We start from the raw sequence: 25,471 nt of genomic DNA on the forward strand, positions 1-25,471 counted from the left end.
CACAATTGATTGCTTTGAACGTGATGGGCCGCCTGCCCACTTGGGTTCCGTGACGACCAATTGCGGGTCTCACGGACAAAAAAACTCTTGGGTTGTCTGGGCGCAATTTTCTGCGCCACGTGGCGGCCCCTTCACGAAAGGTGAAAACAATGAACAAGTTCAAATCTCTTATCGGCGGCGTCGCTCTGTCTGTTGCCATTGCAAGCTCGGCTCTGGCCGCTGGTGTTGAACTGAACGCAAGCTCGACCGGTCTGGCCATGCAGGGCTATGATCCCGTTGCCTACTTCACCGCTGGCGAGCCGACCAAAGGTGACTACCGCATCACCACACTGCACAACGACGCAATGTATCGCTTTGCCAATGAAGAAAACAAAGCCGCGTTCGAAGAAAACCCCGAGGCCTACCTGCCTGCATATGGCGGCTACTGCGCATTCGGCGCTGCGATGGGCTTCAAGTTTGACGGTGACCCGACCTATTGGAAGATCGTTGACAACAAGCTGTACCTGAACCTGTCGCAAGACATCCAGCAGCGCTGGGAAGGTGACATCCCTGGTTTTGTCGAACAAGCCAGCGCCAATTGGGAAACCATCGCGGATAAAACACCGGCGGAACTGCAGCAATAATTTCTGACATTCCCCAAATAGGCGGCGGCAGAGTATTCTGCCGCCGCTTTTCGATTCAAGATCAAACACCAACGAGTCGGTCTTACGGTTCAAGAACCGTGCTGCCTGTGGTCTGACGCGCTTCAAGAACTCGATGCGCCTCGGCCACCTGATCCAACGGGAACCGCTGATCGATGTGGATTTTGACCTCGCCGCCCTCAACCTTGCCGAACAGCCGCCGTGCCATTGCCTGACAGACGGAAGGGTCGGCGATATGAGTAAACAGGGTGGGTCGGGTGATTTTCAAGGAACCTTTCTTACCCAAAATACCGATATCCATCAACGGGACCGGACCTGAGGCATTGCCGAATGAGATCATCATTCCCAAGGGTTTCAGGCAGTCCAGCGAGCCATTGAACGTGTCCGCGCCGATGGAATCCATGACCACATCCACACCTTTGCCGCCGGTGATTTCGGCCACACGCTCGGCAAAGTTCTCGGTACGGTAATTGATGCAATGCGCAGCCCCATTGAACTGCGCGAGGCTGCATTTTTCGTCTGTCCCGGCTGTTCCGATCAGGGTGATGCCCTCGGACTTGGCCCATTGGCAGGCAATCAAACCAACGCCACCGGCAGCCGCGTGAAACAGAACCGTGTCACCCCGTTTCAATGGCGTTGTCCGGTGAAACAGATACTCGACCGTCATCCCCTTGAGCATCATCGCCGCAGCCGCGTCAAAAGAAATCCCTTCGGACAACGGACATACCTGCGCCGCTGGCATTACGCGCGCCTCGCAATAGGCCCCGGCGGGAGCTGCGGCATAGGCCGCGCGCTGGCCCGGTTTCAGATGGGTAACACCTTCGCCAACAGCTTCAATCACACCTGCCGCTTCCATGCCCAGCGCGTGCGGTAAATCCATCGGGTACAACCCGGTGCGCTGATAGACATCAATGAAGTTCAACCCACAGGCCCGGTGGCGGATGCGAACCTCGCCGGGTCCGGGATCGCCCAAGGGCCGATCTTCGATCTTTAGAACTTCGGGGCCGCCGTGTTCGTGAATGACGACGGTTCTTGCCGTTTGCTGCATGCTGACCTCCTGTTGCCTGACGCCAAGCTAACACGCCTGCGAAACAGGGCAATTGGAAGGTTTTTGCCGCCACGCAACCACAGCGCGAAAAACTGTGCTATACTGGGGTCTGAGCGTTGCCGGCTGGTCCGGCCAAAGGCAACCAACGCCGGATTCAACCCGTTGCGCACTGGCAAAGGGAGGGGATCAAGATGGCCAAAACAATAGGAAATCCGATCAGTTGGGCCGCCCGAAACATCGGCGCGACCGGCGATCATATTACCGAAAGCGTGCACCACATCGGCAGCGCGGACACCCGGCATCTGCCGCAGGTGCAAACACTGACGATGCAGGACCTGAAGGCCTGTTTGCAGGCCGGGTACAATGATTTTCTGGAAACACGGGCGGATGCGATTTTCATCATACTGGTTTACCCGATCGCAGGTCTGCTGATGTTCGGGTTCGGCCTTAATCGCAACATGGTTCCCCTTCTGGCACCGCTGATCATGGGTTTCGCACTAGTCGGTCCGATAGCAGCCGTGGGCCTTTACGAAATCAGCCGCAAACGCGAGCAAGGCGGCGAGGTCCATTGGCTGGACGCCTTGGGCGTCTTCCGGTCCCCGTCCTTCGGTGCAATTCTGGCCTTGGGGTTCTATCTGGTCATGCTGCTGCTGATTTGGCTGATGGTCGCGCAGAGCATCTATGTACATACGCTTGGGCCTGATCTGCCCACCTCACTCGGGGCTTTCGTGACTCAGGTATTCACAACGGGCGCAGGCTGGTCCATGATCATTTTCGGCAATGCGATCGGGTTTCTATTTGCGCTGGTCGCATTGGCCATGAGCGTCGTCAGCTTTCCATTGCTGTTGGACCGTCCGGTCGGTCTGCCTGTGGCGGTCGTGACGTCGGTCCGGGTGTTGCGGCATAACCCCGGTGTGATTTTGGCATGGGGGTTCATCGTAGCGGCCCTGTTGATCATCGGAGCCATCCCGATGCTACTGGGGCTGATCGTTGTCATGCCAGTCCTGGGCCATGCAACCTGGCATCTTTACCGCCGTGCAGTGGTCTGATCGAAAAAAGCGCGGGATATACCCGCGCCAGAGTTTTAACCAGCGACCTTGAGAACAATCTTGCCGATATGGCCCGAGCTTTCCATCCGCGCATGGGCAGCTGCCGCCTCGGCCAGATCAAACTCACTGTCCATGACGGGGGCCACCTTCCCAGCCTCCAGCAACGGCCAAACAGCCTCGCGCAGATCCTGCGCTATCTTTGCTTTTGCCAGATCGCTTTGCGGACGCAAGGTGCTGCCAGTCAGGGTCAGGCGTTTGACCATCATCATCGCAAAGTTCAACTCGACCTTCGGACCTTGCAGGAAGGCGATCTGAACCAGACGCCCATCTTCGGCCAGGGCTTTGACGTTGCGGGGGATGTAATCGCCGCCGACCATGTCGAGGATCAGGTTCGCCCCACCTTCGGCGCGCATGACGCCTACGAAGTCCTCGTCCCGGTAATTGATCGCCTTCTCTGCTCCAAGCTTCACACAAGCCTCGCATTTTTCAGCCGACCCCGCAGTTGCAAACACCCGAGCGCCGAACGCATTCGCCAGCTGGATCGCTGTCGTGCCAATTCCGCTGGACCCGCCATGCACCAGAAAACGCTCACCTGCCTTCAGACCGCCGCGCGTGAAAACGTTGGACCACACAGTAAAGAAGGTTTCGGGCAGGCACGCGGCCTCTTTCATCCCCATTCCCGAAGGAACTGGCAGACAATGCGCAGCGGGTGTGGCCACATATTCCGCATATCCGCCACCGGGCAGCAAGGCACAGACCTGATCGCCAATGGCCAGACCTTCGACCCCGGCACCAACGGCAACAACCTCACCCGATGCTTCAAGCCCCGGCAAATCGCTGGCACCTTGCGGCGGATCATAGGCCCCGGCACGCTGCAGCGCGTCCGGGCGGTTCACACCAGCATAGGCCACTTTCAGGATCACCTGCCCGGCTTGTGGTTCCGGCACCGGGCGTTCCGTCAGTTGCAGAACATCCGGACCACCGGGTTTGGTGATTTCGACAGCGCGCATCATCTGGGTCATGGGCAAATCTCCTTTGCCCAATGCCTAGCAGGCAATTTCTGGAAGGCCCAGACGCTTACTTGCGCGGGTTCAACATACCCGGCAAATCAGCCCGTATCTTTGTCGGCGCTTTTACCTGACCAGCCAACCAGTTCGGCACCGCCAAAAACGGTTTGAACAACGGGTTGTCATTCACCTGCGCCTTGATCTTTTCGAACTGCATGACGTTGTCTATCCGCCGATCCAGAAACTCCCAGGTTTTCTGGTGATCGGGGGAATCGTCGCCCAGCCAGAACAGCAGAGTCGAGGAATAGACGCCCGACAACGTCGCCCGTTTCGTGTACCAGTTCACGTCTTCCGAGGAATCGCCCAGCGTGTCCCAGATCAGATCGCAGGTCTGCCACAAGGCGCTTGCCCCATCGGCTGCGTGGGTGGGCAGCGAGAACAACGTCATACCCCGGCGAACAAGCTCTTTGTCCGGAACCGCCTCAAGCCGGAACCGAACTGCAGCGGCGATTCGCTCGCGGAACTTCAACTCGCTCAGGTCCGACGACTTCAGCCGATCCTCCATCGCCGCGTCGCCGCGCGCGTGAAAGGCCAGTGCCAGATCAACCGCGCCACGGGGGCAAATCGCGCGCGCCAGCGTGTCATCCATATTGCAATCTAAGATAGCTGCACGAAAGCTGGCTTCGGACCAGCCGTCAAACGGCACATGGATCAAAATCGCGTCCAACAACTGCTGCTTGGTGTCTTCATATGTGGTGGTCATGGCGGTTCTCCGGTTCTGGGGACCAGTACTAGACAAGATAGAACGGCTTTGCTATACGGCCAATTCCTGCAATTTCCTTGCAACTCTATCTAGAAAGGTGGTGACAACCACATGCAGGTTAGTGTTCGCGACAATAACGTCGATCAGGCGCTTCGTGCCCTGAAGAAAAAGCTGCAGCGCGAAGGCGTGTTCCGCGAAATGAAGCTCAAGCAACATTTCGAGAAACCGTCCGAGAAAAAAGCGCGCGAGAAAGCTGAAGCGATCCGCCGTGCCCGTAAACTGGCACGTAAGAAAGCACAGCGCGAAGGTTTGCTCTAAAACCTCGCTCGTCCAGCTTTGGATGACACTATTTGACGACCCCCGAGGCATCGCCCGGGGGTTTGTCGTTTTTAGGGTCGGATGATTTATGCCGACTCGGGCCGCCCACGCGCGACAAGCTGCCATTTCCCCCTCAGCAACATTTTGCCCGGCATTTTGCAGCGCAGCGAATCCCGTGGCGGTAGCACTGACCCGCCAAAACTCGCCTCTGAACACGCCATCCCTATGAAGGCCGTATCGAGCCTTTGTAACTGGCGCCGTCTACCACGACAAAAAACCAATCGGAGGCAAAAATGTCGACTGCAAGTAGTATCGAACAAGAAATGCTGGCGCTGATTAACCAAGAGCGCACATCCCGCGGGCTGGACCCCCTACAGCTTGAAACGCGGCTGAACGACTCGTCCGAGGATCACAGTGAATGGATGCTGGAAACTGACAGGTTCAGCCACACCGGCTCGGGTGGTTCCAGCGCCACGCAGCGGATGGAAATGGCCGGGTTCGACTTCTCGGGCAACTGGCGGTCAGGTGAAAACATCGCCTGGCAATCCGAGCGCGGCGCGCCAGGCATCAGCGATGACGTCGCCCAACTTCATCAGAACCTGATGAACAGCCCCGGTCACCGCGCCAATATTCTGAACCCGGATTTCAAATATATCGGAATCGGCATTGAAACCGGCGACATGCAAGGTTTTGACGCTGTGATGGTGACGCAGAACTTTGCTGCCACCCAGGGTGAAGTCATGCTGGACAACGGCTCTGCCACTCCGCCGACGCCACCGGTTGAAGAAACCCCGCAGCCCGAAGAGCCGGTTGCCGAAGTGCCAGAACCCGAGGTTACCGAGCCTGAGGAACCGGTGGCCGAAGTACCTGACCCCGAAGTTACCGAGCCCGAGGAACCGGTGGCCGAAGTGCCTGACCCTGAAGTTACCGAACCCGAGGAACCGGTGGCCGAAGTGCCTGACCCTGAAGTTACCGAACCCGAGGAACCGGTGGCCGAAGTACCTGACCCTGAAGTTACCGAACCCGAGGAACCGGTGGCCGAAGTACCTGACCCCGAAGTTACCGAGCCCGAGGAGCCTGTGGCCGAAGTACCTGACCCCGAAGTTACCGAGCCCGAGGAGCCTGTGGCCGAAGTACCTGACCCAGAAGTTACCGAGCCCGAGGAACCGGTGGCCGAAACGCCCGGAACGGAAGAACCCGAAGAGTTTGCCTGTTTTGACGTTCAGGAGTTTCTTGCCGAGATCCGGACATTCGTCCAATCGATTCAGGCGCAGTTCGACCAGTTTGATTGGAACGACACGGACTATGCCGATGCGGAACCCGAAACCGACGATTTCGATATGGTGATGACCGGCGATGACAATCCTGTGGACGATGTTGAGACTTGCTCTGACATGACCGGGGACAATTCAGGTGATGTCTTTGTGTTCAACTATTATGATTTCGACTGCATGATGGACGCCGCTTAACGGATACTACGGTGCGGGGCGGGGGCGACCCTGCCTCGCACCAAATTCCACTTCAACAGTTCAATAGACTTTTGGAACATACAGATCGTCCGGCAGAATCCGGCGTTCATATTCCGGGTTGTACTTTCGATCCGGCAGATCGACCTTTTCCTGCGGCACATCCGAATACGGGATCTTGGTCAGCAGGTGTTCAATACAATTCAGGCGCTCGCGCTTTTTGTCATTGCCTTCGACGATGTACCAGGGCGCTTCGGGAATGTTCGTGCGGAACAACATATCCTCTTTGGCCTTGGTATAGGATTCCCACCGAATGCGCGATTCCAGATCCATCGGGGACAGCTTCCACTGTTTCATCGGATCGTGAATGCGCATCAGGAATCTCAACTGCTGTTCTTCGTCGGTGATCGAGAACCAATATTTCAGCAGGATGATCCCCGACCGCACCAGCATCCGTTCGAATTCGGGAACGTCCTGAAAGAACTGTTCGACCTGATCTTCACTGGCAAAACCCATGACCCGTTCGACGCCCGCACGGTTGTACCAGGACCGGTCGAACAGAACGATTTCGCCAGCTGCTGGCAGATGCGGCACGTAGCGTTGGAAATACCACTGGCTTTGTTCCCTGCGACTGGGTGCGGGCAACGCAACCACACGTGCAACACGCGGGTTCAGGCGCTGGGTAATCCGCTTGATTACCCCCCCTTTACCGGCACTGTCGCGACCTTCGAACAGGATGCACACTTTGGCACCGGTGTGTTGAACCCAATCCTGAACCCTGATCAGTTCGGCCTGCAATCGCAGCAAGTTCTGGAAATAGACCTTGCGGTCCAGCATGTCCGGATGCTGTTCCTTATAGATCTTGCGAACTTCCATCGACAGCATCGGCTCGCTGAATTCGATTTCGAAATCTTCGTCCAGCGTGTCTTCGAGCTCGGCTTCCAGCCAGTCTTTTGGGGCATCATTGTTTTGGTAAGCCAAGATCTGCTCCTTATCAGTCAACGGGTTCCGACCATACCCAGAGAGTGTGACCGCCTGATGTCATCAGATATAATTGATGAACGCTCCGCGCCGGTTCAATTTCAAGTTGGTGCGGGGCCGTAAAACAGGCAGACGTTCGGTCATTCCTATAATTGAACCGACCTGCGCCTGGATACAAGCGTCCGATTTGACGCAACGCCAGCAGTTAGGCAAAGACTGATCCTTGCACGGCCTTGCCATTTGGGGTTGTCCGACGGCATCAATACGCACCTGAATACATGAGAGAGCCGTGGCGCATTTTGTATCACTTTTGCCATTGATATGGCCCTGGTCCATACTGGTCGCCGGCATGATCAGTGCGGCCTCGGGCCGACGGCAACTTGGCCTGACGCTGCTGTTGGTGTTTGGTCTTGCCGCCCTCGCCCTGGGGCTGGTCACGCCTTTGGCTGTTGGAATTGTTGCTGCCGGATTGCTGGGGGCTGCGGCCCTGAACCATCTTACAGGCACCGGCGCGGCGGTTGGCCACGTCATGTTGATCGGCTGGTGTCTTGCATTGGGCGCGCATCTCGTGCCCGGATTTCAAAACCTGCTGGTGCTGGACCGGGTCTACGCCGGGCCGGGCAGTTCGGCGTTTTCAATGTACTTGAATCTGGACAAGCCAATGGTGCTGTTCGCGGTCTTGCTGGCCTGGCCGGGAATGACCGATTCAGCGAGACCTGTCCGGAGAACACCGTTGCTGGTGGGCCTTGCGACCTTGCCCGCCCTCTTCGCCGTTGGGCTGGCCGCGCAGGCCATCCGGCCAGAGCTCAGCCTGCCGCCTTGGTGGCTGATTTTTGCATTGTCGAACCTGTTTCTGACCTGCTTGACGGAAGAGGCTTTTTTCCGCGGGTACTTGCAGTCGCTTATTGCGTCCAAACTTGGTGCAGCACTTGGCGTATCTCTGGCCGGCCTGCTGTTTGGTCTCGCTCATTTTCCGGGCGGTCCGGCCCTGGTCGCTTATGCCGCGATTCTTGGTGCGGCCTGTGGCTTGGGGTTTTATACGACCGGTCGGTTGTGGGTGCCCGTTCTGATGCATTTCGGCTTCAATGCCGTGCATCTGATCCTGTTCACCTACCCGACACCGGCCTGACGGTCACACCGGCAAGGCCGTCGTCTTGAACACGGTGCGCAAAGCAAATGAGCTTTGCATTTGCGCTACGCCGGGCAAACGCGACAGGTACTGACGGTGAATTCGGGCGAAATCCTCGGTGTTCTCGGCGACAACCTTCAGAATATAGTCCGCCGTCCCCGCCATAAGATGACACTCCAGAACGTCGGGAATACGCGCCACCGCTTTTTCGAACGCATCCAAAAGCTCTTCGGCTTGCCCCTGCAAGGTGATCTCAACAAACACGGTGGTCGGGACGTTCATCTTGCGTGCGTCCAGCAACGCCACATAGTTTCGAATGTACCCTTCGGCCTCAAGCCGTTGGACCCGCCGGTGACATGCCGACGGCGACAGATTCACCTGATCTGACAGCTCGGCATTCGACATCCTGCCGTTTCTCTGCAGGGCGGCCAGAATCTTTCTATCGGTCGTATCAAGGCTCATTGGCGCAAGTCCTTTGCAAGAAATTCTAATAATACCGAAGATTCTCGCAAAGAAAACCCAAATGACGGGCAGAGTTTCACAGAAATTGCATCCCGAATTGCACATAATTTGGGCAGTTTATGAATGGAGGAGCGAGAAATGAAAATCGGTTGCCCCAAGGAAATCAAACCCCAGGAATTCCGTGTTGGCATGACCCCCAACGCTGCGCAAGAAGCTGTTGCGCGCGGCCACGAGGTCATCATTGAAACCAATGCCGGCATGGGTTCCGGCTTTGACAACGACTCGTATGTTGCCGCAGGTGCGCGCATCGTCGACACCGCAGAAGAAGTTTTTGCGACCGCGGACATGATCGTAAAGGTCAAAGAACCTCAGGCGGTCGAGCGCAAGATGCTGCGTGAAGGCCAGCTGCTGTTCACCTACCTGCACCTGGCACCCGATCCAGACCAGACCCACGACCTGCTGGCGTCGGGCTGCACCGCGATTGCCTATGAGACCGTAACCGACCGCAACGGCGGCCTGCCGCTGTTGGCGCCGATGTCCGAAGTCGCCGGTCGTCTGGCACCTCAGGTCGGTTCGTGGACCTTGCAGAAGGCCAATGGCGGCCGCGGTGTTCTGATGGGTGGCGTTCCCGGTGTTGGCCCGGCCAAAGTCATCGTGATCGGCGGCGGCGTTGTTGGCACGCACGCAGCCAAGATCGCGGCCGGCATGGGCGCTGATGTCACCGTTCTAGACCGGTCTCTGCCACGCCTGCGTTATCTCGACGACGTCTTCGGCGGCACCTTCAAAAGCCAGTACTCGACAGCTGGCGCCACGGCCGAGCTGATCCAGGAAGCGGACATGGTCATCGGTGCGGTTCTGATCCCGGGCGCCGCGGCACCCAAGCTGATCTCGCGCGCGCAGCTGTCTACCATGAAACCCGGTGCGGTACTGGTTGACGTTGCGATCGACCAGGGCGGCTGCTTTGAAACCTCCAAAGCGACCACCCATGCCGATCCGATCTATGATGTGGACGGCGTCATGCACTACTGCGTTGCCAACATGCCGGGCGCGGTTGCTCGGACCTCGACCATCGCATTGGGTAACGCAACCATGCCGTTCCTGCTGGCGCTGGCGGGTAAAGGCTGGAAGAAAGCATGTCAGGACGATCCGCATTTGCTGGCAGGTCTGAACGTCCATGCCGGTCAGCTGACCTACGAAGCTGTTGGAACGGCGCTGGGTCTGGATGTTGTCTCGCCCGAGGCAATCGTCAACGCCTAAAGCACTCCCGCCCCTGAAAGTAGCCGCTGAAGCGGCGGCTTTACAGCGTTGGGCATGGCGGCGCGCCTTTGGCGCGCCGCTTTTCTTTTGATCGAACGACTTTTGCACCAACAAAAAAACGCCGCGCTAAAGCCCGGCGCCGGGCCCAACCGGAGGAGAGCATTTCCAATGCCCGCGCGACGGGCGGGAGCATTTACCCTTCTTTGTGAATTTCCACAGAATGCGGGTAGGGAATCGAAACGCCTTTGGCGTCAAACGCTTCCTTCACGGTTTTGGTCAGGTCGAACTTCACATCCCAATAGTCCGCGGCCGCGCACCACAGGCGCGCCGTCAGATCGACCGAGCTGTCACCCAAATTTGTCACACGCGCCCAAGGTTCCGGATCACTGTGGATACGGTCATCGGCCTTTGCCACATCCAGAATGATCTTCATCGCCTCATCAGCGCTATCACCGTAATCAATGCCGAACACCAGATCGACACGCCGCGTGTCATGCGCCGAGTAGTTCGTGATGATCGATCCCCAGGATTGTCCGTTGGGAACGATGATCTGAACGTTATCCGGCGTCACCAGCTCGGTCGTGAACAGGTTCAGATCCTTTACAGTGCCTGCGGTGCCGCCGATATCGACATACTGACCCAGCTTGTAGGGGCGGAAGACGACCAGCATAACGCCCGCAGCAAGATCGCTCAGCGTTCCCTGAAGAGCCAAACCGATGGCCAGAGAAGCAGCACCCAAAATGGCGACGATGCTTGTCGCCTGAATGCCAAAGATGCCCAGCACTGCAACCAGTACCATTGCCAATATGACCCATTTCACCAGACTGGCGACGAAATTCCCAAGCGTCTGATCAATATGCGGTGTCGCATTGATCCGGCGCCGGACTACACCGGCAATGGCACCAGCAATGATCCATCCAAGGATCAGTACTACCAGCGCTTTGACTGCGCTTATGATCAGTGGGGCATAGGCACCCACCTGTGTTACGATATCATCCACGCGCATCTCCTTTCGATTCACGGCAAACCCGCGTCTCTCAGCGCGGGATTGCCGGAATAGTGATCCATAAGCGCGCTTCGGTCTAGGTGTGAGATACGCAGGTTTTCCCCGTTGTTCTCACGTACACAGCCCCTGACCTTGTATGCACAGCCCGGATACTGGCAAGACTGGGCAATTGTACCTACCTATTGCACGCAACCCATGACAGGAGCCCCCCATGCTGGATACCGCCTCTCACCCGATAACGGCACGCTGGCCTGCGCAGTTTCCCGACAGGATTCAGCTCTATTCTTTCCCCACGCCGAACGGCGTCAAAGCGTCAATCATGCTGGAAGAAACCGGCCTGTCCTATGAAGCCCATCGGGTTACGCTGTCAGACTCGGATGTCAAAAGCCCCGAATTCCTGTCATTGAATCCCAACAATAAAATCCCGGCGATCATCGACCCCAATGGTCCGGACGGAGAACCCATTGGTCTGTTCGAAAGCGGAGCGATCCTGATATATCTCGCCGAGAAAAGCGGCAAGTTTCTGGGTCAGACCAAAGCCGACAAGTATCGCGTGATCCAATGGGTGATGTTCCAGATGGGCGGCATCGGTCCGATGTTCGGGCAACTGGGCTATTTTCACAAATTCGCAGGCAGCGAGATCGAAGACCCGCGCCCCCGCGAACGCTACGTGAACGAGGCCAAGCGACTGCTGAATGTCCTGAACCAACAGCTTGAAGGTCAGGATTGGATTGCCGGAGACTATTCGATTGCCGATATCGCAATCGCGCCGTGGCTGCGCGGGCTCGAATTCTACAATGCCCACGACCTTGTCGGCTGGGAAGACCACGCCAATCTGGTGGCCTATCTTGACCGGTTCCTAGAGCGACCCGCGGTGCAAAAAGGCCTGGTTACGCCGCCCCGGGACTGATTGCTTCGGCGACCTTTTCGGCAATCATGATAGTGGGCGCATTGGTATTGCCGCCGACCAAAGTCGGCATGACCGATGCGTCCACCAACCGCAGCCCCTCGACCCCATGAACCCGACCTTCGGTATCGACAACGGCCATATCGTCGATCCCCATCTTGCAGGTGCCTACCGGGTGATAGATCGTGTCGGCACGGCTGCGGATATCAGCCTCCAAGGCCTGATCACTGCCGTCATGGGCATAGAGTCGCTTTTCGCGCCAGGGTTCCAGCGGTTCGGATTCGAGAATTGATTCCATGATACGAGCCCCGCGCTTCAACAGATCCAGATCGCGGTCATCGCTGAGATAAGCCGGATCAATACGCGGAGGCTCTCCTGCCCGGTCCGAGGTTAGCCCAACGCTGCCCCTGCTGAACGGGCGCAACACACAGACATGGCACGAATACCCGTGCGGCAAGTGAATCTTGCGCATGTGGTCGTCAACGATTCCGACAACAAAGTGCAGTTGAAGATCCGGTTTGGAAACGGATGGATCAGATTTGAAGAACGCGCCGCCTTCGGCAAAGGGAGTCGCAAACAGCCCCTCTCCAGTGCGGCGCCAGGCCAACCCCGCCTTAGCCAGGTTCCATAGCCCGCCCGGGGTCAGCCCGATGACATCCTTACGTTTCGAATGATAGCTGAGGACATAGTCCAGATGGTCCTGCAGATTCTGACCAACGCCGGGCAAGTCGTGCAGAACAGGAATACCGTGCTGTTTCAACTCGGCCTCGGGCCCGATGCCGGACAACATCAGTAATTGTGGCGAACCAAAAGCACCCCCCGAAAGGATGACTTCACGGCGGGCGCGAACCTCGACGGCCTTACCTTTCTGACGCAGCAAAACCCCGGTTGCGCGCTTTTTGTCAAAAAGGATCTTCTGGGCTTCTGCCCCTGTCATGATTGTCAGGTTCGGCCGCGATTTGACGTCCCGCAAATAGGCCGCAGCTGCCGAGCAGCGTTCACCCTTATGCGCCCCGTCGTGGAACTGCGTGACCTGATACAGGCCCGCGCCTTCCTGTGTCGGCCCGTTGAAATCCTTTGTCTTGCGAATCTGTTGCTGACCGCAGGCCTCGACAAACGCATGAGAGATGGCACGCGGCTCAGACTGGTCCGATACATGCAAAGGGCCGCCGCCGCCATGCAGATCATCCGCACCGCGCGCATTGCCCTCGGTCTTGCGGAAGTAAGGCAGGACATTCTTCCAATTCCAACCTTCACACCCCAAATCCGCCCATTCATCATAGTCGCTGGGATGACCACGCACGTAAAGCATGGCATTGATCGCCGATGAGCCCCCCAGCGCTTTGCCGCGTGGCTGAAACCCTTTCCGACCATTCAACCCGGGCTGGCGCACCGTTTGAAAGGCCCAATTATTCAGCTTGGGTCGCCCCGACACCATGGCCGCCACCAAGGCCGGAGCCCGGATCACCAGATCCTCACCCGCCCCGCCCGCTTCGATCAGGCAAACGCTTGTGTCTGGTTGTTCGCTCAGCCGCGCGGCCATCACACAACCAGCGGACCCGCCGCCCACGATGACGTAATCGAATTCCATGGCTGCTCTCCCCCACTGCCCTATCAGACGGTAGAAAGCGCTTTGAAATCAGGCAAGCGGAACGTAGCGTGAGCTATTTTGGCAGGGCGCCCGTCAGAACATAGCGCAGCACATCAACCACTTGGCCCGGATGCTCGGCCACAGCCAGCGCCGCAGCGTCCACTTCTTTAAGCGCGTGCTGGTGATCAGGACCGTGCAGCACAATCAAGGACTTTCCCAAAGCCGCAGCATAACCCGCATCGAAGGCTGCATTCCACTGTTTGTACTTCTCGCCGAACCGGACCACGACCACATCGGCATCCGCAATACCCTTGCGCGTGCGGATCGCGTTGACCATCGCGCCCTTGTGGTCATGCCAATACTTGTTCGGCTCGGCCCCCAGAATGGCCACACCGCAATCGTCGCTGGCCGCGTGATCGGTGATCGGACTGTTGAAAGTGACATCCAAACCTTGAGCACCCTCAATGATCTGTTCCCGCCAGTCGGTGTGGATTTCGCCAGATAGGTAAACGTTCAGCATCTTTTGTACTCCGCAAAAACAGAAAGGGCGCGACCGCCCCCTCATCTTTTCAAAAACACTCCCGCCAGCGGCGGCCAAGCATCAACCGCGTAATGTACCGCCTGTTGCCTTGGTAACCTTGGCGATGATCTTTTCGGCCACCGCTTCGATGTCTTTTTCCTTCAGCGTCGCATCCGTCGGCTGCAGGCGCACGGTGATGGCCAGTGATTTCTTGCCTTCACCCAGGCTGCCGCCAATGAATTCGTCAAAGACGCGGACGTCCTCGACCAGAGCTTTGTCGGCGCCGGCTGCGGCGTTCACCAATGTCAGCGCCTCGACGCTCTCGTCGACGACGAATGCAAAGTCACGCTCGACCGCCTGCAAATCACGCAGTTCAAGCGCGGCGCGGGTAGCGCCGGATTTACGCGGCAGAGGCACCTCTTCTGGCCAGATGGTGAAGGCCATCGCCGGGCCTTTGATGTCCATCGCCTGCAACACCTGTGGATGCAGTTCGCCAAAGACACCCAACACCTTTTTGGGACCCAGACAAATTTTGCCGTGACGACCCGGATGCCACCAGGCGTCACCGTCGCGCAGGACCTGCACCTTGGCGGGTGCACCAATGGCCGTCAGCACGGCCTCGGCATCTGCTTTGGCATCGAACACGTCAACTGGGCGTGAGGCACCGTGCACGTCCTTGGGGCCGTTGCGACCGACAAGCAGCCCGGTAATCTGGGTTTTCTGATCGCCAGGTTCGCCGTCATGGAAAACCGGGCCAACCTCGAACAGCGCGACATCTGCATACCCTCGCGCCTGATTACGGGCGGCGGCCTGCAGCAGACCGGGCAGCAGATCCGGGCGCATATGGCTCATCTCGGACGAGATCGGATTTTCCAACTGCGTCGCTTCATCCCCGCCACCGAACAAGGCAGCCGAAGCCTGATCGATGAATGTATAGCTGACGCATTCATTGTACCCCAGCGCCGCACAAGTGCGACGCGCCATCGACTGACGTCGCTGCGACGGGGTCATCACCGCCTTGGGAATACCATCCGTCACACGCGGCAGCGGCTTGCCCTGCAATTTGGTCAGGGATGCGATACGCGCGACCTCTTCCACCAGATCGGCTTCGCCCATGATATCGGGACGCCAGCTGGGGACATGGGCCATCTCGCCTTCCAGACGGAAGCCCAAACGGGTCAGGGTCTGGCGTTGCTCGCTTTCCGGAATATCCATGCCCACCAGCGACTGCACGCGTTCAGCGTCCAGCTTGTAAGCGCGCGAGTGATCCGGTGCCTTGCCAGCTTCGACCACTTTCGAGGCTTCGCCACCGCAGATATCCAGGATCATCTGCGTCGCATGTTCTAACCCTTCCAGCGTGTATTCAGGGTCCACGCCACGTTCGAACCGATAACGCGCGTCCGAGTTGATCTTAAGCGCACGGCCGGTCAACGCGATCTGCACATAATCCCAAAACGCGCTTTCAAGGAACACATTCACGGTGTCCTCGGTACAACCAGTTTCCTCACCGCCCATGATCCCGGCAATCGACTCCGGGCCCTTATCGTCCGAAATCACCATCATACCGGGCTGCAGAGTGTATTCTTTCTCGTCCAGCGCAACCAGCTTTTCACCGCCCTTGGCACGGTGAACGCGCAGGTTGCCCTGCACCTTGTCCGCATCGAAAACGTGCAGCGGGCGATTCTGGTCGAACGTCATATAGTTGGTGATATCCACCAACGCCGAGATCGGACGCAGGCCAATTGCCTTCAACTGATCCTGCAGCCATTGCGGGCTGGGGCCATTCTTGACTCCTTTGATCAGGCGGCCGGTGAAATGCGGCGCACCGTCCAGCGTATCCTCGTCGATCGTCACCTTGATCGGGCTTTCGAACTCACCCGGCACCGGTGTATAGCCGCGTTCTTTCAGCGTACCGACGCCACGTGCAGCCAAATCGCGAGCGATCCCGGCCACGCCCAGCGCGTCGGGGCGGTTCGGCGTGATGGCGATTTCGATCATCGTATCAACTTTTGCCGGCTCGTTCTCGGCCAACCAGTCGACGAATTTGTCGCCGACTTTGCCCGAGGGCAGCTCGATGATGCCGTCATGTTCTTCTGACAGCTCCAGCTCCCGCTCCGAGGCCATCATGCCAAAGCTTTCGACGCCGCGGATCTTGCCCACGCTGATCGTCAGATCCAGACCGGGGATATACATGCCCGGCTTACAGACCACGACCGTGATACCTTCGCGTGCGTTGGGTGCGCCGCAGATGATCTGCAGATCGCCTTCGTCAGTCGCGACCGTGCAAACGCGCAGCTTATCCGCATCCGGGTGCTTTTCCGCGTGCTTCACATAGCCCAGCGTAAAGCCTGCCAGACGGTCCGCAGGGTTCACGATCTCTTCGACTTCCAGTCCAAGATCGGTCAGCGTCTCTGCAATCTCATCCACCGACGCATCGGTGTCGAGGAGGTCTTTCAGCCAGGAAAGAGTGAATTTCATCGGTCGGTATCCGCCAGTAAATCTAGGGTCAGACCGCGTTTAACGGATATTGCGGACAGGGGAAAGAGGGTGCGGGGGGCTTGGGCGCCTACTCTTCCGCGACCGTGTTGGAAACGCCCTCTGCACCGGCAAACACGGCTAGGATCCGTGCGATATCTTCACCTGAATTCACCCCTGCATGAGGGGAGCGGAATGCCTCAACCAGCGCATCACCGGTTTTGTAGGTTTTGGTCCCGGCATCCCCGTAATCCACGGTGATTTCACCCTCTAGCATGTAAGCCGCCAATGGGGCCTCATGCCGGTGCCAGCCGGTTTTTTGGCCGGGCTGCATGGTCACGATGGCCATGGTTATCTGCGCCTTGCCTTCGGGGTATTCCAGCGGTTCACCAATCACGGACTTACCGGTCTGCAACAGAACTTCAACCGGCGGATACGTATCGCGCGCCAGAACAGGTGTGGTTGCAAGGATCAGGGCGCTTAGCAGCAAGGTTCGCATCGGGCAGTTCCATTTTCGGATCATTCCGGGCAACCAGGCTGGAAATACCCGTCCAAGTCAAATGATCAGGGGTATGTCGGTTCACGCCCCAACAGTTCATCCAACTGCCGCCCAAGCCAGCCATGCGGGATGAAATGCCCGCCGGGATGCGTATCCAGTGATACCTGCCCCTGCGCACAATCGGTCCATTCCACCCGGCTGAGTGTCAGGATCGGCACAACACTCCAATCCCCGCGCGGCGTCGCGGTTTCACACCCGAATTTCTGCCGCCACAGCGCCACTGGATAAGTCGTGTCCCCGCCCGGCCCAAAGGGGAAATCCATTACGGTGTCGCTGGTCCCGTGCACATGGCGCACCTCGGCCGGGGCTTGCGGGCAGTGCTCGGTCTGACGGATCGACCCCGCGACCGCCAGCAAGGCAGCCGTGTCATTGCCCGACTGGCAGACATAGCGCCACGCCATCGCACCACCAAAGGAATAGCCCGATACATAGATGCGTTCCGGATCAATCGGATAGCGTTTGGCGACGTCCTCAAGCACCCGGTCGGCAAAGGGGACATCGCGCGTGTCCGAGGTCCAGAAATCCCAGCTTTTGCCCAACCCGTTCGGGGCCACCAACAACACGCCGCGCAGCTTCGTGGCTCCGGCAATACGCTCATGGTTCACCACCACGGTCCCCTGCCGCGCCCATCCGTGGAAATGCAGTAGCACCGGCAGAGGTGTCTCGCCATCCCACCCGTCCGGTTCCAGCACATGATACGAGCGGTCACCGACCTGACAGGCGGTGTCGCCGTGGCAGGTATCCACGGCGGCAGCTTGAGAGGCAGTCAGTAGGAGGAGGCAGAGCAGTCGATATATCATGCGCGGGAACTTACAACCTCAATTCTCCGCGTCACTTCAAAAGTGCGTCAAGGCACATACGTAGCTCAACAAAGTCGGTCCTGCTGATTGGGAAAAAACCAGTGTTCCAAAGCAAATCACGCTAAGCACAAAGAACCGCCCCGCCCACTTGTGCCGCCACTCCATTTGACCCAATCTTTTTGAAAAGAAATTTGTCCAACCATTTAATGTGCGTGAAGGAAAGACATCTTTTTCTACAACCGGTATCTGGCTCATAGACGCGGCAAACAAAGCTATCGCAGCTAGTAGAAAAATCGCGGTGAAGGTAACGAGAATGGCCGAAGGCGAATTGTCAAAAAAAAATATACTTGGTGGGCCTGCCTCTTCCTTACTTACCGCCGTTTGAACAAGCTTAAGGACGCTGAGGCCTCCAAACACACTTGAAGACAGTGCAAGGTTTCTCTTTGAGCGATCTTGCAGTCCATTTACAATTCTTATCGTACGCTGAACCGGGTTAGGGAAGATTTCCTCTGGTTTCTTCGGATCACAAATTGGGCAACATTTCAAATAGTTGTCACTGGCATCGCAAAATGCTCCATGTTCCGAGCACAGATATCGACCGCTACTAACTTCGGTATAAGTCCATTCCTTATCGCTCACCGCGACAAGCCACCATGCAGGTTCGGCATATCCAGCGCGGCGAACCCATAGTGGCGCAGCCAGCGCAGGTCGCTATCAAAGAACGCCCGCAAATCCGGAATGCCGTATTTCAGCATAGCCAGACGGTCGATGCCGATGCCAAAGGCAAAGCCCTGATAGACCTCCGGATCAATCCCACCGGCAGCGATCACCTTGGGGTGGACCATGCCCGAACCCAGAATCTCCATCCAGTCGTCGCCCTCGCCGATCTTCAGCTGGCCGTTATCCCAGGAACAGCGGATATCGACCTCGGCCGACGGTTCGGTGAAGGGGAAGTGCGAGGCGCGGAAGCGCAGTTCGACGTCGTCGACCTCGAAGAACGCCTTCACGAACTCTTCTAGAACCCATTTCAGGTTCGCCATCGAGATGTCCTTGTCGATGGCCAGACCTTCGACCTGATGGAACATCGGGGTGTGGGTCTGGTCATAGTCTGCACGGTACACGCCGCCCGGACAAATGATGCGGATCGGCGCGCCCTGTTTCTCCATCGAGCGGATCTGCACCGGCGACGTATGGGTGCGCAGCACGTGCGGCGGGCGATTGTCGCCCTCGGCGCGGTGCATGTAGAACGTGTCCATCTCGGCCCGCGCGGGGTGGTGGCCGGGGATGTTCAGCGCGTCAAAATTATGCCAGTCTGTTTCAATCCGCGGCCCTTCGGCCACCGAGAAACCCAGTTCGGCAAAGATCGCGGTCAGCTCCTCGGTCGCCTGGCTAACCGGGTGGATCGAGCCCTGACGGCGCGCGCGGGTCGGCAAGGTAACATCCAGCCATTCGGTGCGCAGACGTTCATCCAGCGCGGCATTGGCCAAAGCGGCTTTCTTGGCGGACAGGGCCGAGTTGATCTCATCCTTCAGGGCATTCAGCGCGGGGCCTGCAACCTGGCGTTCCTCGGGCGTCATCTTGCCCAACTCGCGCATCTTCAGCGCAACCTCGCCCTTTTTGCCGACAGCCGCGACACGGATCGCTTCGAGCGCGTTTTCGTCGCCTGCATCGGCGATCTGACCCAGATATTTTCCCTTAAGATCGTCCATGACGGTTCCCTGAATGCTGTTGAAGCCCTGCTATCACAGCAGTCTGCGAAAGCAAGAGGGGCGGATCAGATCGCCCGCAGCATTGCCACTTGTGGGCCGCACCGGACCGGGCGAACGGTCGGGCCATAGCTTTGCGGCTGATCCAAAAGCTCGGGGAACAGGGCGAACAGCTCGTCTGCGGCTTCGCGGTCAAGACTCGACAGGCCCTGCGCCCCGGGAAAGAAGCTTTCCGAGATCAGGCCAGAGGTCGACACCAGTTGATGCCGGTCAAAGAACAGGTGGACATAGTGGACAAGGTCACAAGGCGCGGATGTGATGGTCGTGTCATTGACCATTGATTTGGCCGCGACAAGGACCTCATCTTCTCCGAACAACAGCTGCGCCTGCCAACCTGCGACCAGCAGACGGTGTTGCGGCGAGACGTAAATGTCCCTTTCTGCCCCCAACGCACCGGAACGGATGCGAACGGGTGCAAACCGACCCCGTCCTGAAACAGTGCGGCCACCGGCCCAGCGAATGATGCAAGCGCCATCGTCCTGCGTCAGCACCAGGTCACCCGGCCCCAGAGATTCAACCCTGCGCGGACCATCCGGCGTGTCGACCAACGTGCCAGCCGCGAAACACGGCGCGCCTGAATCGCCGGGCGAGAGCGGCGCATGTACCAGTGTGTCCGGATTGGGCTGATTGAATTGCAGGGTTGTCGTGGTTTGGTTCGGCCCAACAAGAACCGGCAGATTTTCCGAAGTTTCCCCGGCAGCCAACCCGTTTTGGGCGACGATATCGGTGGTTCCGCCACCGATATCGTAGAAATCGATGACCTCATCCGTCGACGTATTGGTCAGCGCATAGGCTTCATAGTTGGTAGATCCACCGCCATTGGGATCGGTCAGCAGGATCGGAAAGAAATCCGCTGAAATCACAGAGACCTGTTCGTTATTGTCGGGGTCTATCGAGACCTGAACCGACGGGTGATCCAGCGGAATTTCGATCCCGACCTGACCATTCGCCTGATAGAAGGACACAGTGAAATTGGCCGGATCCTCATCGGATCTCAGCGCAACCTCTAGGAACTCGGACACACCGCTTTGGGCGGCGTAGGCATTGGAATAATGCAGTTCGCTGATACGGGCCATGACGCCATCACGCTCGGGAATATCCCGCCAATCATACTCGAAGGACCCTGCCACATGGCAAGGTCACATCGCGTTAATTGGCAAATACTCTCCTAAAGGCAACAGACCTAAAAGACGGTCAGTAACTGAAATCGGGATAAATCCGGGTCAGATCGCCGTTCCAGTCGCCGTTATAGTGATCCAGCAATTCATCCGCCGGAACCTTGCCTGTTTCGATACTGTCCTTGAGCGCATTCAGGAAATGCGTCTCATCCGGTACCAACCCACCTGCACCGGGAAAGGCGCGGGATTTCAGGCCAGCTTGGGCAATCGAAACCACCTCACCAGCCAGATCGTGCATGTTGATATCGCCGACCTGCGCCTGCAAACCGTCCCGGGCCGCGGCAACCCGCAGCTCTTCGCGCGTTTCGGCGTCCCAGCCTTTAACCAGATCCCAGGCCGCATCCAACGCACCCTGATCATAGGTCAGACCCACCCAGAATGCGGGCAAGGCACACAGGCGCCGCCATGGGCCACCATCGGCCCCGCGCATCTCCATGAACTTCTTGATCCGCGCCTCGGGGAAGGCTGTGGTCAGGTGATCCGCCCAGTCAGACAACGTCGGCGTTTCGCCCGGCAATGCAGGAAGTTTGCCTTCCAGAAAATCACGGAAGGACTGGCCCAGCGCGTCGATATACTTGCCGTCGCGATAGACGAAATACATCGGCACATCCAAGGCGTACTCGACCCAGGCTTCGAACCCGAACCCGTCTTCGAACACAAAGGGCAGCATACCGGTGCGCGCATCATCCAGATGCCGCCAGATATAGCTGCGCCAGCTTTTCTGACCGTTTGGCTTACCCTCAAAGAACGGGGAATTGGCAAACAGTGCGGTTGCCACAGGCTGCAACGCCAGCGCGACGCGCAGCTTTTGCACCATGTCAGCCTCGGATCCAAAGTCGATATTGACCTGAACCGTACACGTCCGGCGCATCATCGACCGGCCCATGGTGCCGACCTTTTCCATGTAGTCATTCATCAGCCGGTAACGCCCCTTGGGCATCAGCGGCATTTCCTCGTGGGTCCAGATCGGGGCGGCCCCAAGGCCGATGAAGCCGACACCGATCTTGTCCGCGATATCCTTCACATCGCGCAGATGCGCGTTCACCTCGTCACAGGTTTCATGAATGGTCTCAAGCGGCGCACCTGACAATTCCAACTGCCCACCGGGTTCCAGCGAGACATTGGCGCCGTCCTTTTCCAACCCGATCAGCTTGCCAGCCTCTTCCACCGGAGCCCAGCCGTGCAGATCGCGCAGCCCCTGCAGCACCGCAAGAATGGAACGCTCACCCTCAAAGGGCAGCGGTTTCAGCGTGTCTTTGCAATAGCCGAACTTCTCATGTTCGGTTCCGATGCGCCAATCCTGTTTGGGCTTGCAGCCCGATTCCAGATATTCGGCCAGTTGCTCATGGCGTTCGATCGGTCCGCCGCCGGACTGGGGAATGGACATGAACCGTGCTCCGATCCTGATGTGTCTGTCGTTTGGTCAGTCGTGGTCTTAAACCGCGCCAGTGTCAATGCAGCCTCAAATGGGCCGGACGCAGAGGGGTACGTTCCCAAATAACCACAGGATGCGTCGCGCCACCGTTCAGTTCCGACAGCATTTGTTCAGTTTTCAAACCCGGAAGGGCCGAGAACACATCGAACAGCGCTTCGGCACCTTCCGCATTCACAGGAATGTGAAGCGTCGGCTGCCCCTGTTGATCCAAAATCCAATGCGCCGGGGACGATGTCGGGTCCAGCGCAAGGCGCTCGATTTCACGTGTCGCAACGATGCCGCCTGTCAGCGGTCCTAGATAAGTGATCTGACCTTCATCGATGGTCACCAGACCAGGGCCACCTGCACCGGTTCGGAACCGGGCACGTTGAATGCCAATAACGACCAGCGCCACCGAGACTGCGATCAGAACCCAGCCCAGCCAACCCAGCAATCCACCGGGTCCGCCGATCCAGCTGAGGCCGACCAACAAGACGACCCCTGCCACCAGCACTTCGCGCCAGCGCCACAGGGCCAGTTTGGCTTCGGGTCGGATGAAACTCATGCCGTGTCCTCGGGGTTTTTGAACAGAATCAGGGAATAGTGGCCTGCTGGCCGGAACCCAATTGCTATATAGGCACGCGCGGCGGCATCGCTAGCGGCAAACAGAACAGCGCGGGTTGCGCCGTTGCTGTGCGCCTCGCGTAGATGCAGCGCCACTGCCAGTCGCGCGTATCCATGCCCCCGAAGATCGGGCGGCGTGTACACGCCCCCAATCTGGACAACCTCTGGCAAACGCGAGTTGAATCCGGTCATTCCTACCGGCTGGTTATCCATCAACAAGGCCCGATGAGAATCGCGTTCGATATAGGTAGCGATATCTTTTTGTGCCTGAGGTTGCGCGCGTTCGGGGTCAAAGCCCATTGCTTCGATCAGATAGTCTTGCCGCCATCCCACTGTTGTAGATCGGCGCAGTTCATCCAGCGGCACCAGTTCCGCGCCGGTGGCGTCCGGCATGACAAGTCGACTCAGATCCAGCGAGAATCCCGGCTCGTCACTGTTTAGGGTTGCAGGCCGACCTTCCCATCCCGCAAGCTGCATGATCCGACCGGCTTGAGTGGCGTCAGCCGCCAGGCCGAACAACCTGCGCCCCCGGATCAGGCGAATCGCATGGCTCAGGTCTTCGTCCGAGCATTCTGGGCATTGCGGCAGAACCATACCTTCATTTGTGATTCCAAAAACCGCCCGCGGACCTTCACCCAATGTCCACAAGTTCACGGCGCGCGGGTCTGAGCCGCGCAAGCCGAAGTCCCGCAGGTTCGCCAGAGGGAACATGGACGTCTGGATGTGTTCGAACAGGAACCTGTCGATCTTTGGAACGTCTGCGCCTTGCGCTTCTTGCCAGTTCACGCCCAATCTCCCAGCGCCTGCTGCCACATGGTCAGCGCCGCAACGGCAGCCGTATCCGCGCGCAAGATGCGCGGGCCAAGGCTGACCACATGTGAATAAGGCAACGCGGCCAACCTCGCGCGTTCACGCTCGGAAAAGCCACCTTCGGGGCCGATGAGAATAGCCCAGGGTTGGTCCGTTTCATTGCCAGCCAACCGCAGGGCCGAGCCTACCTCGGCCTCGTCGCAGAACATCAGTTGCCGCCCCTCGGGCCAGCTTTCCAATACGCGATCCAATCGCTGCAGATCAGCCACCTCGGGCACAAATGTTCCACCGCATTGCTCGGTCGCCTCAACAGCGTGCGCCTGCAATCGGTCCTGACGAATGCGTTCCGCATTAGTGAATTCCGTCTGCACCGGCATGATCCGCGCCGCGCCCATTTCCGCTGCCTTTTCAACGATAAAGTCAGTGCGCGCCTTTTTGATTGGCGCGAACAGGAACCACAGATCTGGGGGTAATTGCAGCGGTTTGGATTGCTCAACGCAGGACAAGACGCCGCCCCGCTTGCCCGCCTCGGCCACTTCGGCCAGCCACTCTCCTTCCTGTCCGTTGAACAGCGCGACCTGTCCACCAACGGACAGGCGCATGACGCCAAACAGGTAATGGGCCTGCTCGCGCGTCAAAGGAACCGATTGCCCCTGACCCAGAGGGTGCTCTACATACAGTCTGATCTTTGCACTCATGAGACCTTACATATGCAAGGCAATGCCCCAACACCAGACGGTCAGGTTGCCGACGCTGTCAGCGGCAACTGGGTCGATTCATATGCGCCCGCGTTCACCCGCCCCTACCTGCGCCTCAGCCGGGCAGACAGGCCCATCGGCACGTGGTTGCTGTTGATTCCCTGCTGGTGGGGATTGGCGCTGGCCATCCTCAGCGACGGCACCCCGCGGTGGGAGGATCTGTGGATCGCCATTGGCTGCGCCTTTGGCGCATTTCTGATGCGCGGTGCTGGCTGTACGTGGAACGACATCACCGACCGCGAATTCGATGGTCAGGTCGAACGCACACGGTCCCGCCCAATCCCATCCGGTCAGGTCAGCGTGCGCCAAGCCGCGATCTGGATGGGACTGCAATGCCTGCTGGCGCTGATGATTCTGCTGACATTCAACCAAGCCGCAATTGCGATGGGTGTGCTATCGCTTTTGCCAGTAACGATATACCCGTTTGCCAAGCGATTCACGTGGTGGCCGCAGGTGTTTCTGGGGCTGGCCTTCAACTGGGGTATCCTGCTGACCTGGGCCGCGCACACGGGAACCGTAAACATACCCGCAATCACGCTATATCTGGCCGGGATCGCGTGGACGCTGTTTTACGACACGATCTATGCCCATCAGGACGCCGAAGATGACGAGCTGATCGGGATCAAGTCCACCGCCCGGCTGTTTGGCGCCGACACTGCGCGATGGTTGAAGTATTTCCTGATGGCCACAGTGGCCCTGATGGGGCTGGCAATCATTGACGCCGCGACGACCCAGGCGTCAATCATTGCTCTGGTGGTGGCCCTTGGCGGGCCTTGGGCGATGGGGTGGCACATGGCATGGCAACTGCGTGGACTTGATATCGAGGACAACGCCAAACTGCTGCAATTGTTCCGCGCCAACCGTGACACCGGCCTTATTCCGCTGATCTTCCTTTGCGTCGCCTTGTTGCTCTGATTGCACACGGCCATTTGCCTCTGTAAG

Annotated in this window: 26 protein-coding genes; 8 read left to right on the forward strand and 18 right to left on the reverse strand. The window is 58.3% G+C overall.

Going from position 1 to position 25,471, the window contains the following annotated elements:
* The first annotated feature begins 149 nt into the window (after window positions 1-149).
* The gene (locus QMP16_RS11755) at window positions 150-623 is read left to right on the forward strand and encodes a YHS domain-containing (seleno)protein (RefSeq protein WP_058273690.1); all 474 of its coding nucleotides are present in this window, start codon (window positions 150-152) and stop codon (window positions 621-623) included.
* 82 nt (window positions 624-705) lie between these two features.
* Here the strand turns inward: QMP16_RS11755 and QMP16_RS11760 are convergent, their stop codons facing one another.
* Window positions 706-1,689, reverse strand: a complete 984-nt coding sequence (locus QMP16_RS11760) for a quinone oxidoreductase family protein (RefSeq protein ID WP_113792005.1) — start codon at window positions 1,687-1,689, stop codon at window positions 706-708.
* A 191-nt stretch (window positions 1,690-1,880) separates the two neighbouring features.
* Here QMP16_RS11760 and QMP16_RS11765 point away from each other — a divergent pair, with 191 nt between their 5' ends.
* Window positions 1,881-2,738, forward strand: a complete 858-nt coding sequence (locus QMP16_RS11765; RefSeq protein ID WP_109313012.1) for a DUF2189 domain-containing protein — start codon at window positions 1,881-1,883, stop codon at window positions 2,736-2,738.
* 35 nt (window positions 2,739-2,773) lie between these two features.
* Here the strand turns inward: QMP16_RS11765 and QMP16_RS11770 are convergent, their stop codons facing one another.
* Together QMP16_RS11770 and QMP16_RS11775 are read right to left on the reverse strand one after the other, a co-directional pair.
* On the reverse strand, window positions 2,774-3,760 hold the full coding sequence (locus QMP16_RS11770; protein ID WP_282152527.1) for an NAD(P)H-quinone oxidoreductase: 987 nt from the start codon (window positions 3,758-3,760) through the stop codon (window positions 2,774-2,776).
* 55 nt (window positions 3,761-3,815) lie between these two features.
* Window positions 3,816-4,508, reverse strand: coding sequence for a COQ9 family protein (locus tag QMP16_RS11775; protein WP_282152528.1), 693 nt, complete (start codon window positions 4,506-4,508; stop codon window positions 3,816-3,818).
* A gap of 111 nt (window positions 4,509-4,619) precedes the next feature.
* Here QMP16_RS11775 and rpsU point away from each other — a divergent pair, with 111 nt between their 5' ends.
* The gene (gene rpsU / locus QMP16_RS11780) at window positions 4,620-4,826 is read left to right on the forward strand and encodes a 30S ribosomal protein S21 (protein ID WP_005614280.1); all 207 of its coding nucleotides are present in this window, start codon (window positions 4,620-4,622) and stop codon (window positions 4,824-4,826) included.
* 293 nt (window positions 4,827-5,119) lie between these two features.
* Window positions 5,120-6,295: a CAP domain-containing protein gene (locus QMP16_RS11785; RefSeq protein ID WP_282152529.1), complete on the forward strand. Its 1,176-nt coding sequence runs from the start codon at window positions 5,120-5,122 to the stop codon at window positions 6,293-6,295.
* Window positions 6,296-6,355: 60 nt separating this feature from the next.
* On the opposite strand, the gene ppk2 is transcribed toward QMP16_RS11785, so the two are convergent.
* Window positions 6,356-7,273: a polyphosphate kinase 2 gene (ppk2, locus tag QMP16_RS11790; protein WP_282152530.1), complete on the reverse strand. Its 918-nt coding sequence runs from the start codon at window positions 7,271-7,273 to the stop codon at window positions 6,356-6,358.
* Window positions 7,274-7,562: 289 nt separating this feature from the next.
* Here ppk2 and QMP16_RS11795 point away from each other — a divergent pair, with 289 nt between their 5' ends.
* Window positions 7,563-8,402 (forward strand): CPBP family intramembrane glutamic endopeptidase, encoded by an 840-nt coding sequence (locus QMP16_RS11795; protein ID WP_282152531.1) that lies wholly within the window; start codon window positions 7,563-7,565, stop codon window positions 8,400-8,402.
* 3 nt (window positions 8,403-8,405) lie between these two features.
* Here the strand turns inward: QMP16_RS11795 and QMP16_RS11800 are convergent, their stop codons facing one another.
* The gene (locus QMP16_RS11800) at window positions 8,406-8,864 is read right to left on the reverse strand and encodes an Lrp/AsnC family transcriptional regulator (RefSeq protein ID WP_058278916.1); all 459 of its coding nucleotides are present in this window, start codon (window positions 8,862-8,864) and stop codon (window positions 8,406-8,408) included.
* Window positions 8,865-9,002: 138 nt separating this feature from the next.
* Between QMP16_RS11800 and ald the strand changes: the two genes are divergently transcribed.
* Complete coding sequence (gene ald, locus QMP16_RS11805; RefSeq protein WP_282152532.1) at window positions 9,003-10,121, forward strand: alanine dehydrogenase; 1,119 nt, start codon at window positions 9,003-9,005, stop codon at window positions 10,119-10,121.
* Between the two features lie 193 nt (window positions 10,122-10,314).
* Here the strand turns inward: ald and QMP16_RS11810 are convergent, their stop codons facing one another.
* Window positions 10,315-11,121: a mechanosensitive ion channel family protein gene (locus QMP16_RS11810; protein ID WP_282152533.1), complete on the reverse strand. Its 807-nt coding sequence runs from the start codon at window positions 11,119-11,121 to the stop codon at window positions 10,315-10,317.
* A 217-nt stretch (window positions 11,122-11,338) separates the two neighbouring features.
* On the opposite strand from QMP16_RS11810, the gene QMP16_RS11815 reads away from it, so the two are divergent.
* Window positions 11,339-12,037, forward strand: coding sequence for a glutathione S-transferase family protein (locus tag QMP16_RS11815; protein ID WP_282152534.1), 699 nt, complete (start codon window positions 11,339-11,341; stop codon window positions 12,035-12,037).
* Here the strand turns inward: QMP16_RS11815 and QMP16_RS11820 are convergent.
* The 12 genes from QMP16_RS11820 to QMP16_RS11875 all read right to left on the reverse strand — a co-directional run bounded on the left by QMP16_RS11820 (window position 12,018) and on the right by QMP16_RS11875 (window position 24,469).
* A complete protein-coding gene (locus tag QMP16_RS11820; RefSeq protein ID WP_282152535.1) occupies window positions 12,018-13,625 on the reverse strand; it encodes a GMC family oxidoreductase in 1,608 nt (535 codons plus the stop codon). The genes QMP16_RS11815 and QMP16_RS11820 overlap by 20 nt on opposite strands.
* A gap of 73 nt (window positions 13,626-13,698) precedes the next feature.
* Entirely contained in the window at window positions 13,699-14,145 is a 447-nt protein-coding gene (locus tag QMP16_RS11825; protein WP_282152536.1) for a YtoQ family protein, read from the reverse strand.
* A gap of 81 nt (window positions 14,146-14,226) precedes the next feature.
* Entirely contained in the window at window positions 14,227-16,623 is a 2,397-nt protein-coding gene (gene pheT / locus QMP16_RS11830) for a phenylalanine--tRNA ligase subunit beta (protein WP_282152537.1), read from the reverse strand.
* Between the two features lie 88 nt (window positions 16,624-16,711).
* Window positions 16,712-17,119 (reverse strand): cupin domain-containing protein, encoded by a 408-nt coding sequence (locus tag QMP16_RS11835; protein ID WP_158541290.1) that lies wholly within the window; start codon window positions 17,117-17,119, stop codon window positions 16,712-16,714.
* A gap of 65 nt (window positions 17,120-17,184) precedes the next feature.
* Window positions 17,185-17,979, reverse strand: coding sequence for an alpha/beta hydrolase family esterase (locus tag QMP16_RS11840; RefSeq protein ID WP_282152538.1), 795 nt, complete (start codon window positions 17,977-17,979; stop codon window positions 17,185-17,187).
* 36 nt (window positions 17,980-18,015) lie between these two features.
* The gene (locus QMP16_RS11845) at window positions 18,016-18,618 is read right to left on the reverse strand and encodes a hypothetical protein (RefSeq protein ID WP_282152539.1); all 603 of its coding nucleotides are present in this window, start codon (window positions 18,616-18,618) and stop codon (window positions 18,016-18,018) included.
* Complete coding sequence (pheS, locus tag QMP16_RS11850; RefSeq protein WP_282152540.1) at window positions 18,615-19,688, reverse strand: phenylalanine--tRNA ligase subunit alpha; 1,074 nt, start codon at window positions 19,686-19,688, stop codon at window positions 18,615-18,617. Before pheS ends, QMP16_RS11845 begins: the two co-directional genes overlap by 4 nt.
* A gap of 65 nt (window positions 19,689-19,753) precedes the next feature.
* Complete coding sequence (locus tag QMP16_RS11855) at window positions 19,754-20,875, reverse strand: Hint domain-containing protein (RefSeq protein ID WP_282152541.1); 1,122 nt, start codon at window positions 20,873-20,875, stop codon at window positions 19,754-19,756.
* 64 nt (window positions 20,876-20,939) lie between these two features.
* Window positions 20,940-22,310: a glutamate--cysteine ligase gene (locus QMP16_RS11860; protein WP_113789369.1), complete on the reverse strand. Its 1,371-nt coding sequence runs from the start codon at window positions 22,308-22,310 to the stop codon at window positions 20,940-20,942.
* Window positions 22,311-22,374: 64 nt separating this feature from the next.
* On the reverse strand, window positions 22,375-22,902 hold the full coding sequence (locus QMP16_RS11865; RefSeq protein ID WP_282152542.1) for a hypothetical protein: 528 nt from the start codon (window positions 22,900-22,902) through the stop codon (window positions 22,375-22,377).
* Window positions 22,899-23,747, reverse strand: coding sequence for a GNAT family N-acetyltransferase (locus tag QMP16_RS11870; protein ID WP_282152543.1), 849 nt, complete (start codon window positions 23,745-23,747; stop codon window positions 22,899-22,901). The genes QMP16_RS11865 and QMP16_RS11870 overlap by 4 nt, the downstream gene beginning before the upstream one ends.
* Window positions 23,744-24,469, reverse strand: coding sequence for a 16S rRNA (uracil(1498)-N(3))-methyltransferase (locus tag QMP16_RS11875; RefSeq protein WP_282152544.1), 726 nt, complete (start codon window positions 24,467-24,469; stop codon window positions 23,744-23,746). The genes QMP16_RS11870 and QMP16_RS11875 overlap by 4 nt, the downstream gene beginning before the upstream one ends.
* 12 nt (window positions 24,470-24,481) lie before the next feature.
* Here QMP16_RS11875 and ubiA point away from each other — a divergent pair, with 12 nt between their 5' ends.
* Entirely contained in the window at window positions 24,482-25,444 is a 963-nt protein-coding gene (ubiA, locus tag QMP16_RS11880; protein ID WP_282152545.1) for a 4-hydroxybenzoate octaprenyltransferase, read from the forward strand.
* Window positions 25,445-25,471: the final 27 nt, after the last annotated feature.

It is taken from the genome of Ruegeria atlantica, assembly GCF_947495585.1.
GTDB lineage: Bacteria > Pseudomonadota > Alphaproteobacteria > Rhodobacterales > Rhodobacteraceae > Ruegeria > Ruegeria atlantica_G.

What these genes read in the sequence shown, in the direction of transcription:
- QMP16_RS11825 (WP_282152536.1), bottom strand. Translation starts at nt 14,145, where the DNA reads ATGCTGAACGTTTACCTATCTGGCGAAATCCACACCGACTGGCGGGAA.
- pheS (WP_282152540.1), bottom strand. Translation starts at nt 19,688, where the DNA reads ATGGACGATCTTAAGGGAAAATATCTGGGTCAGATCGCCGATGCAGGC.
- QMP16_RS11840 (WP_282152538.1), bottom strand. Translation starts at nt 17,979, where the DNA reads ATGATATATCGACTGCTCTGCCTCCTCCTACTGACTGCCTCTCAAGCT.
- QMP16_RS11835 (WP_158541290.1), bottom strand. Translation starts at nt 17,119, where the DNA reads ATGCGAACCTTGCTGCTAAGCGCCCTGATCCTTGCAACCACACCTGTT.
- QMP16_RS11820 (WP_282152535.1), bottom strand. Translation starts at nt 13,625, where the DNA reads ATGGAATTCGATTACGTCATCGTGGGCGGCGGGTCCGCTGGTTGTGTG.
- QMP16_RS11860 (WP_113789369.1), bottom strand. Translation starts at nt 22,310, where the DNA reads ATGTCCATTCCCCAGTCCGGCGGCGGACCGATCGAACGCCATGAGCAA.
- QMP16_RS11800 (WP_058278916.1), bottom strand. Translation starts at nt 8,864, where the DNA reads ATGAGCCTTGATACGACCGATAGAAAGATTCTGGCCGCCCTGCAGAGA.
- QMP16_RS11875 (WP_282152544.1), bottom strand. Translation starts at nt 24,469, where the DNA reads ATGAGTGCAAAGATCAGACTGTATGTAGAGCACCCTCTGGGTCAGGGG.
- QMP16_RS11760 (WP_113792005.1), bottom strand. Translation starts at nt 1,689, where the DNA reads ATGCAGCAAACGGCAAGAACCGTCGTCATTCACGAACACGGCGGCCCC.
- ald (WP_282152532.1), top strand. Translation starts at nt 9,003, where the DNA reads ATGAAAATCGGTTGCCCCAAGGAAATCAAACCCCAGGAATTCCGTGTT.
- ubiA (WP_282152545.1), top strand. Translation starts at nt 24,482, where the DNA reads ATGCAAGGCAATGCCCCAACACCAGACGGTCAGGTTGCCGACGCTGTC.
- rpsU (WP_005614280.1), top strand. Translation starts at nt 4,620, where the DNA reads ATGCAGGTTAGTGTTCGCGACAATAACGTCGATCAGGCGCTTCGTGCC.
- QMP16_RS11765 (WP_109313012.1), top strand. Translation starts at nt 1,881, where the DNA reads ATGGCCAAAACAATAGGAAATCCGATCAGTTGGGCCGCCCGAAACATC.
- QMP16_RS11755 (WP_058273690.1), top strand. Translation starts at nt 150, where the DNA reads ATGAACAAGTTCAAATCTCTTATCGGCGGCGTCGCTCTGTCTGTTGCC.
- QMP16_RS11770 (WP_282152527.1), bottom strand. Translation starts at nt 3,760, where the DNA reads ATGACCCAGATGATGCGCGCTGTCGAAATCACCAAACCCGGTGGTCCG.
- pheT (WP_282152537.1), bottom strand. Translation starts at nt 16,623, where the DNA reads ATGAAATTCACTCTTTCCTGGCTGAAAGACCTCCTCGACACCGATGCG.
- QMP16_RS11815 (WP_282152534.1), top strand. Translation starts at nt 11,339, where the DNA reads ATGCTGGATACCGCCTCTCACCCGATAACGGCACGCTGGCCTGCGCAG.
- QMP16_RS11785 (WP_282152529.1), top strand. Translation starts at nt 5,120, where the DNA reads ATGTCGACTGCAAGTAGTATCGAACAAGAAATGCTGGCGCTGATTAAC.
- QMP16_RS11865 (WP_282152542.1), bottom strand. Translation starts at nt 22,902, where the DNA reads ATGAGTTTCATCCGACCCGAAGCCAAACTGGCCCTGTGGCGCTGGCGC.
- QMP16_RS11775 (WP_282152528.1), bottom strand. Translation starts at nt 4,508, where the DNA reads ATGACCACCACATATGAAGACACCAAGCAGCAGTTGTTGGACGCGATT.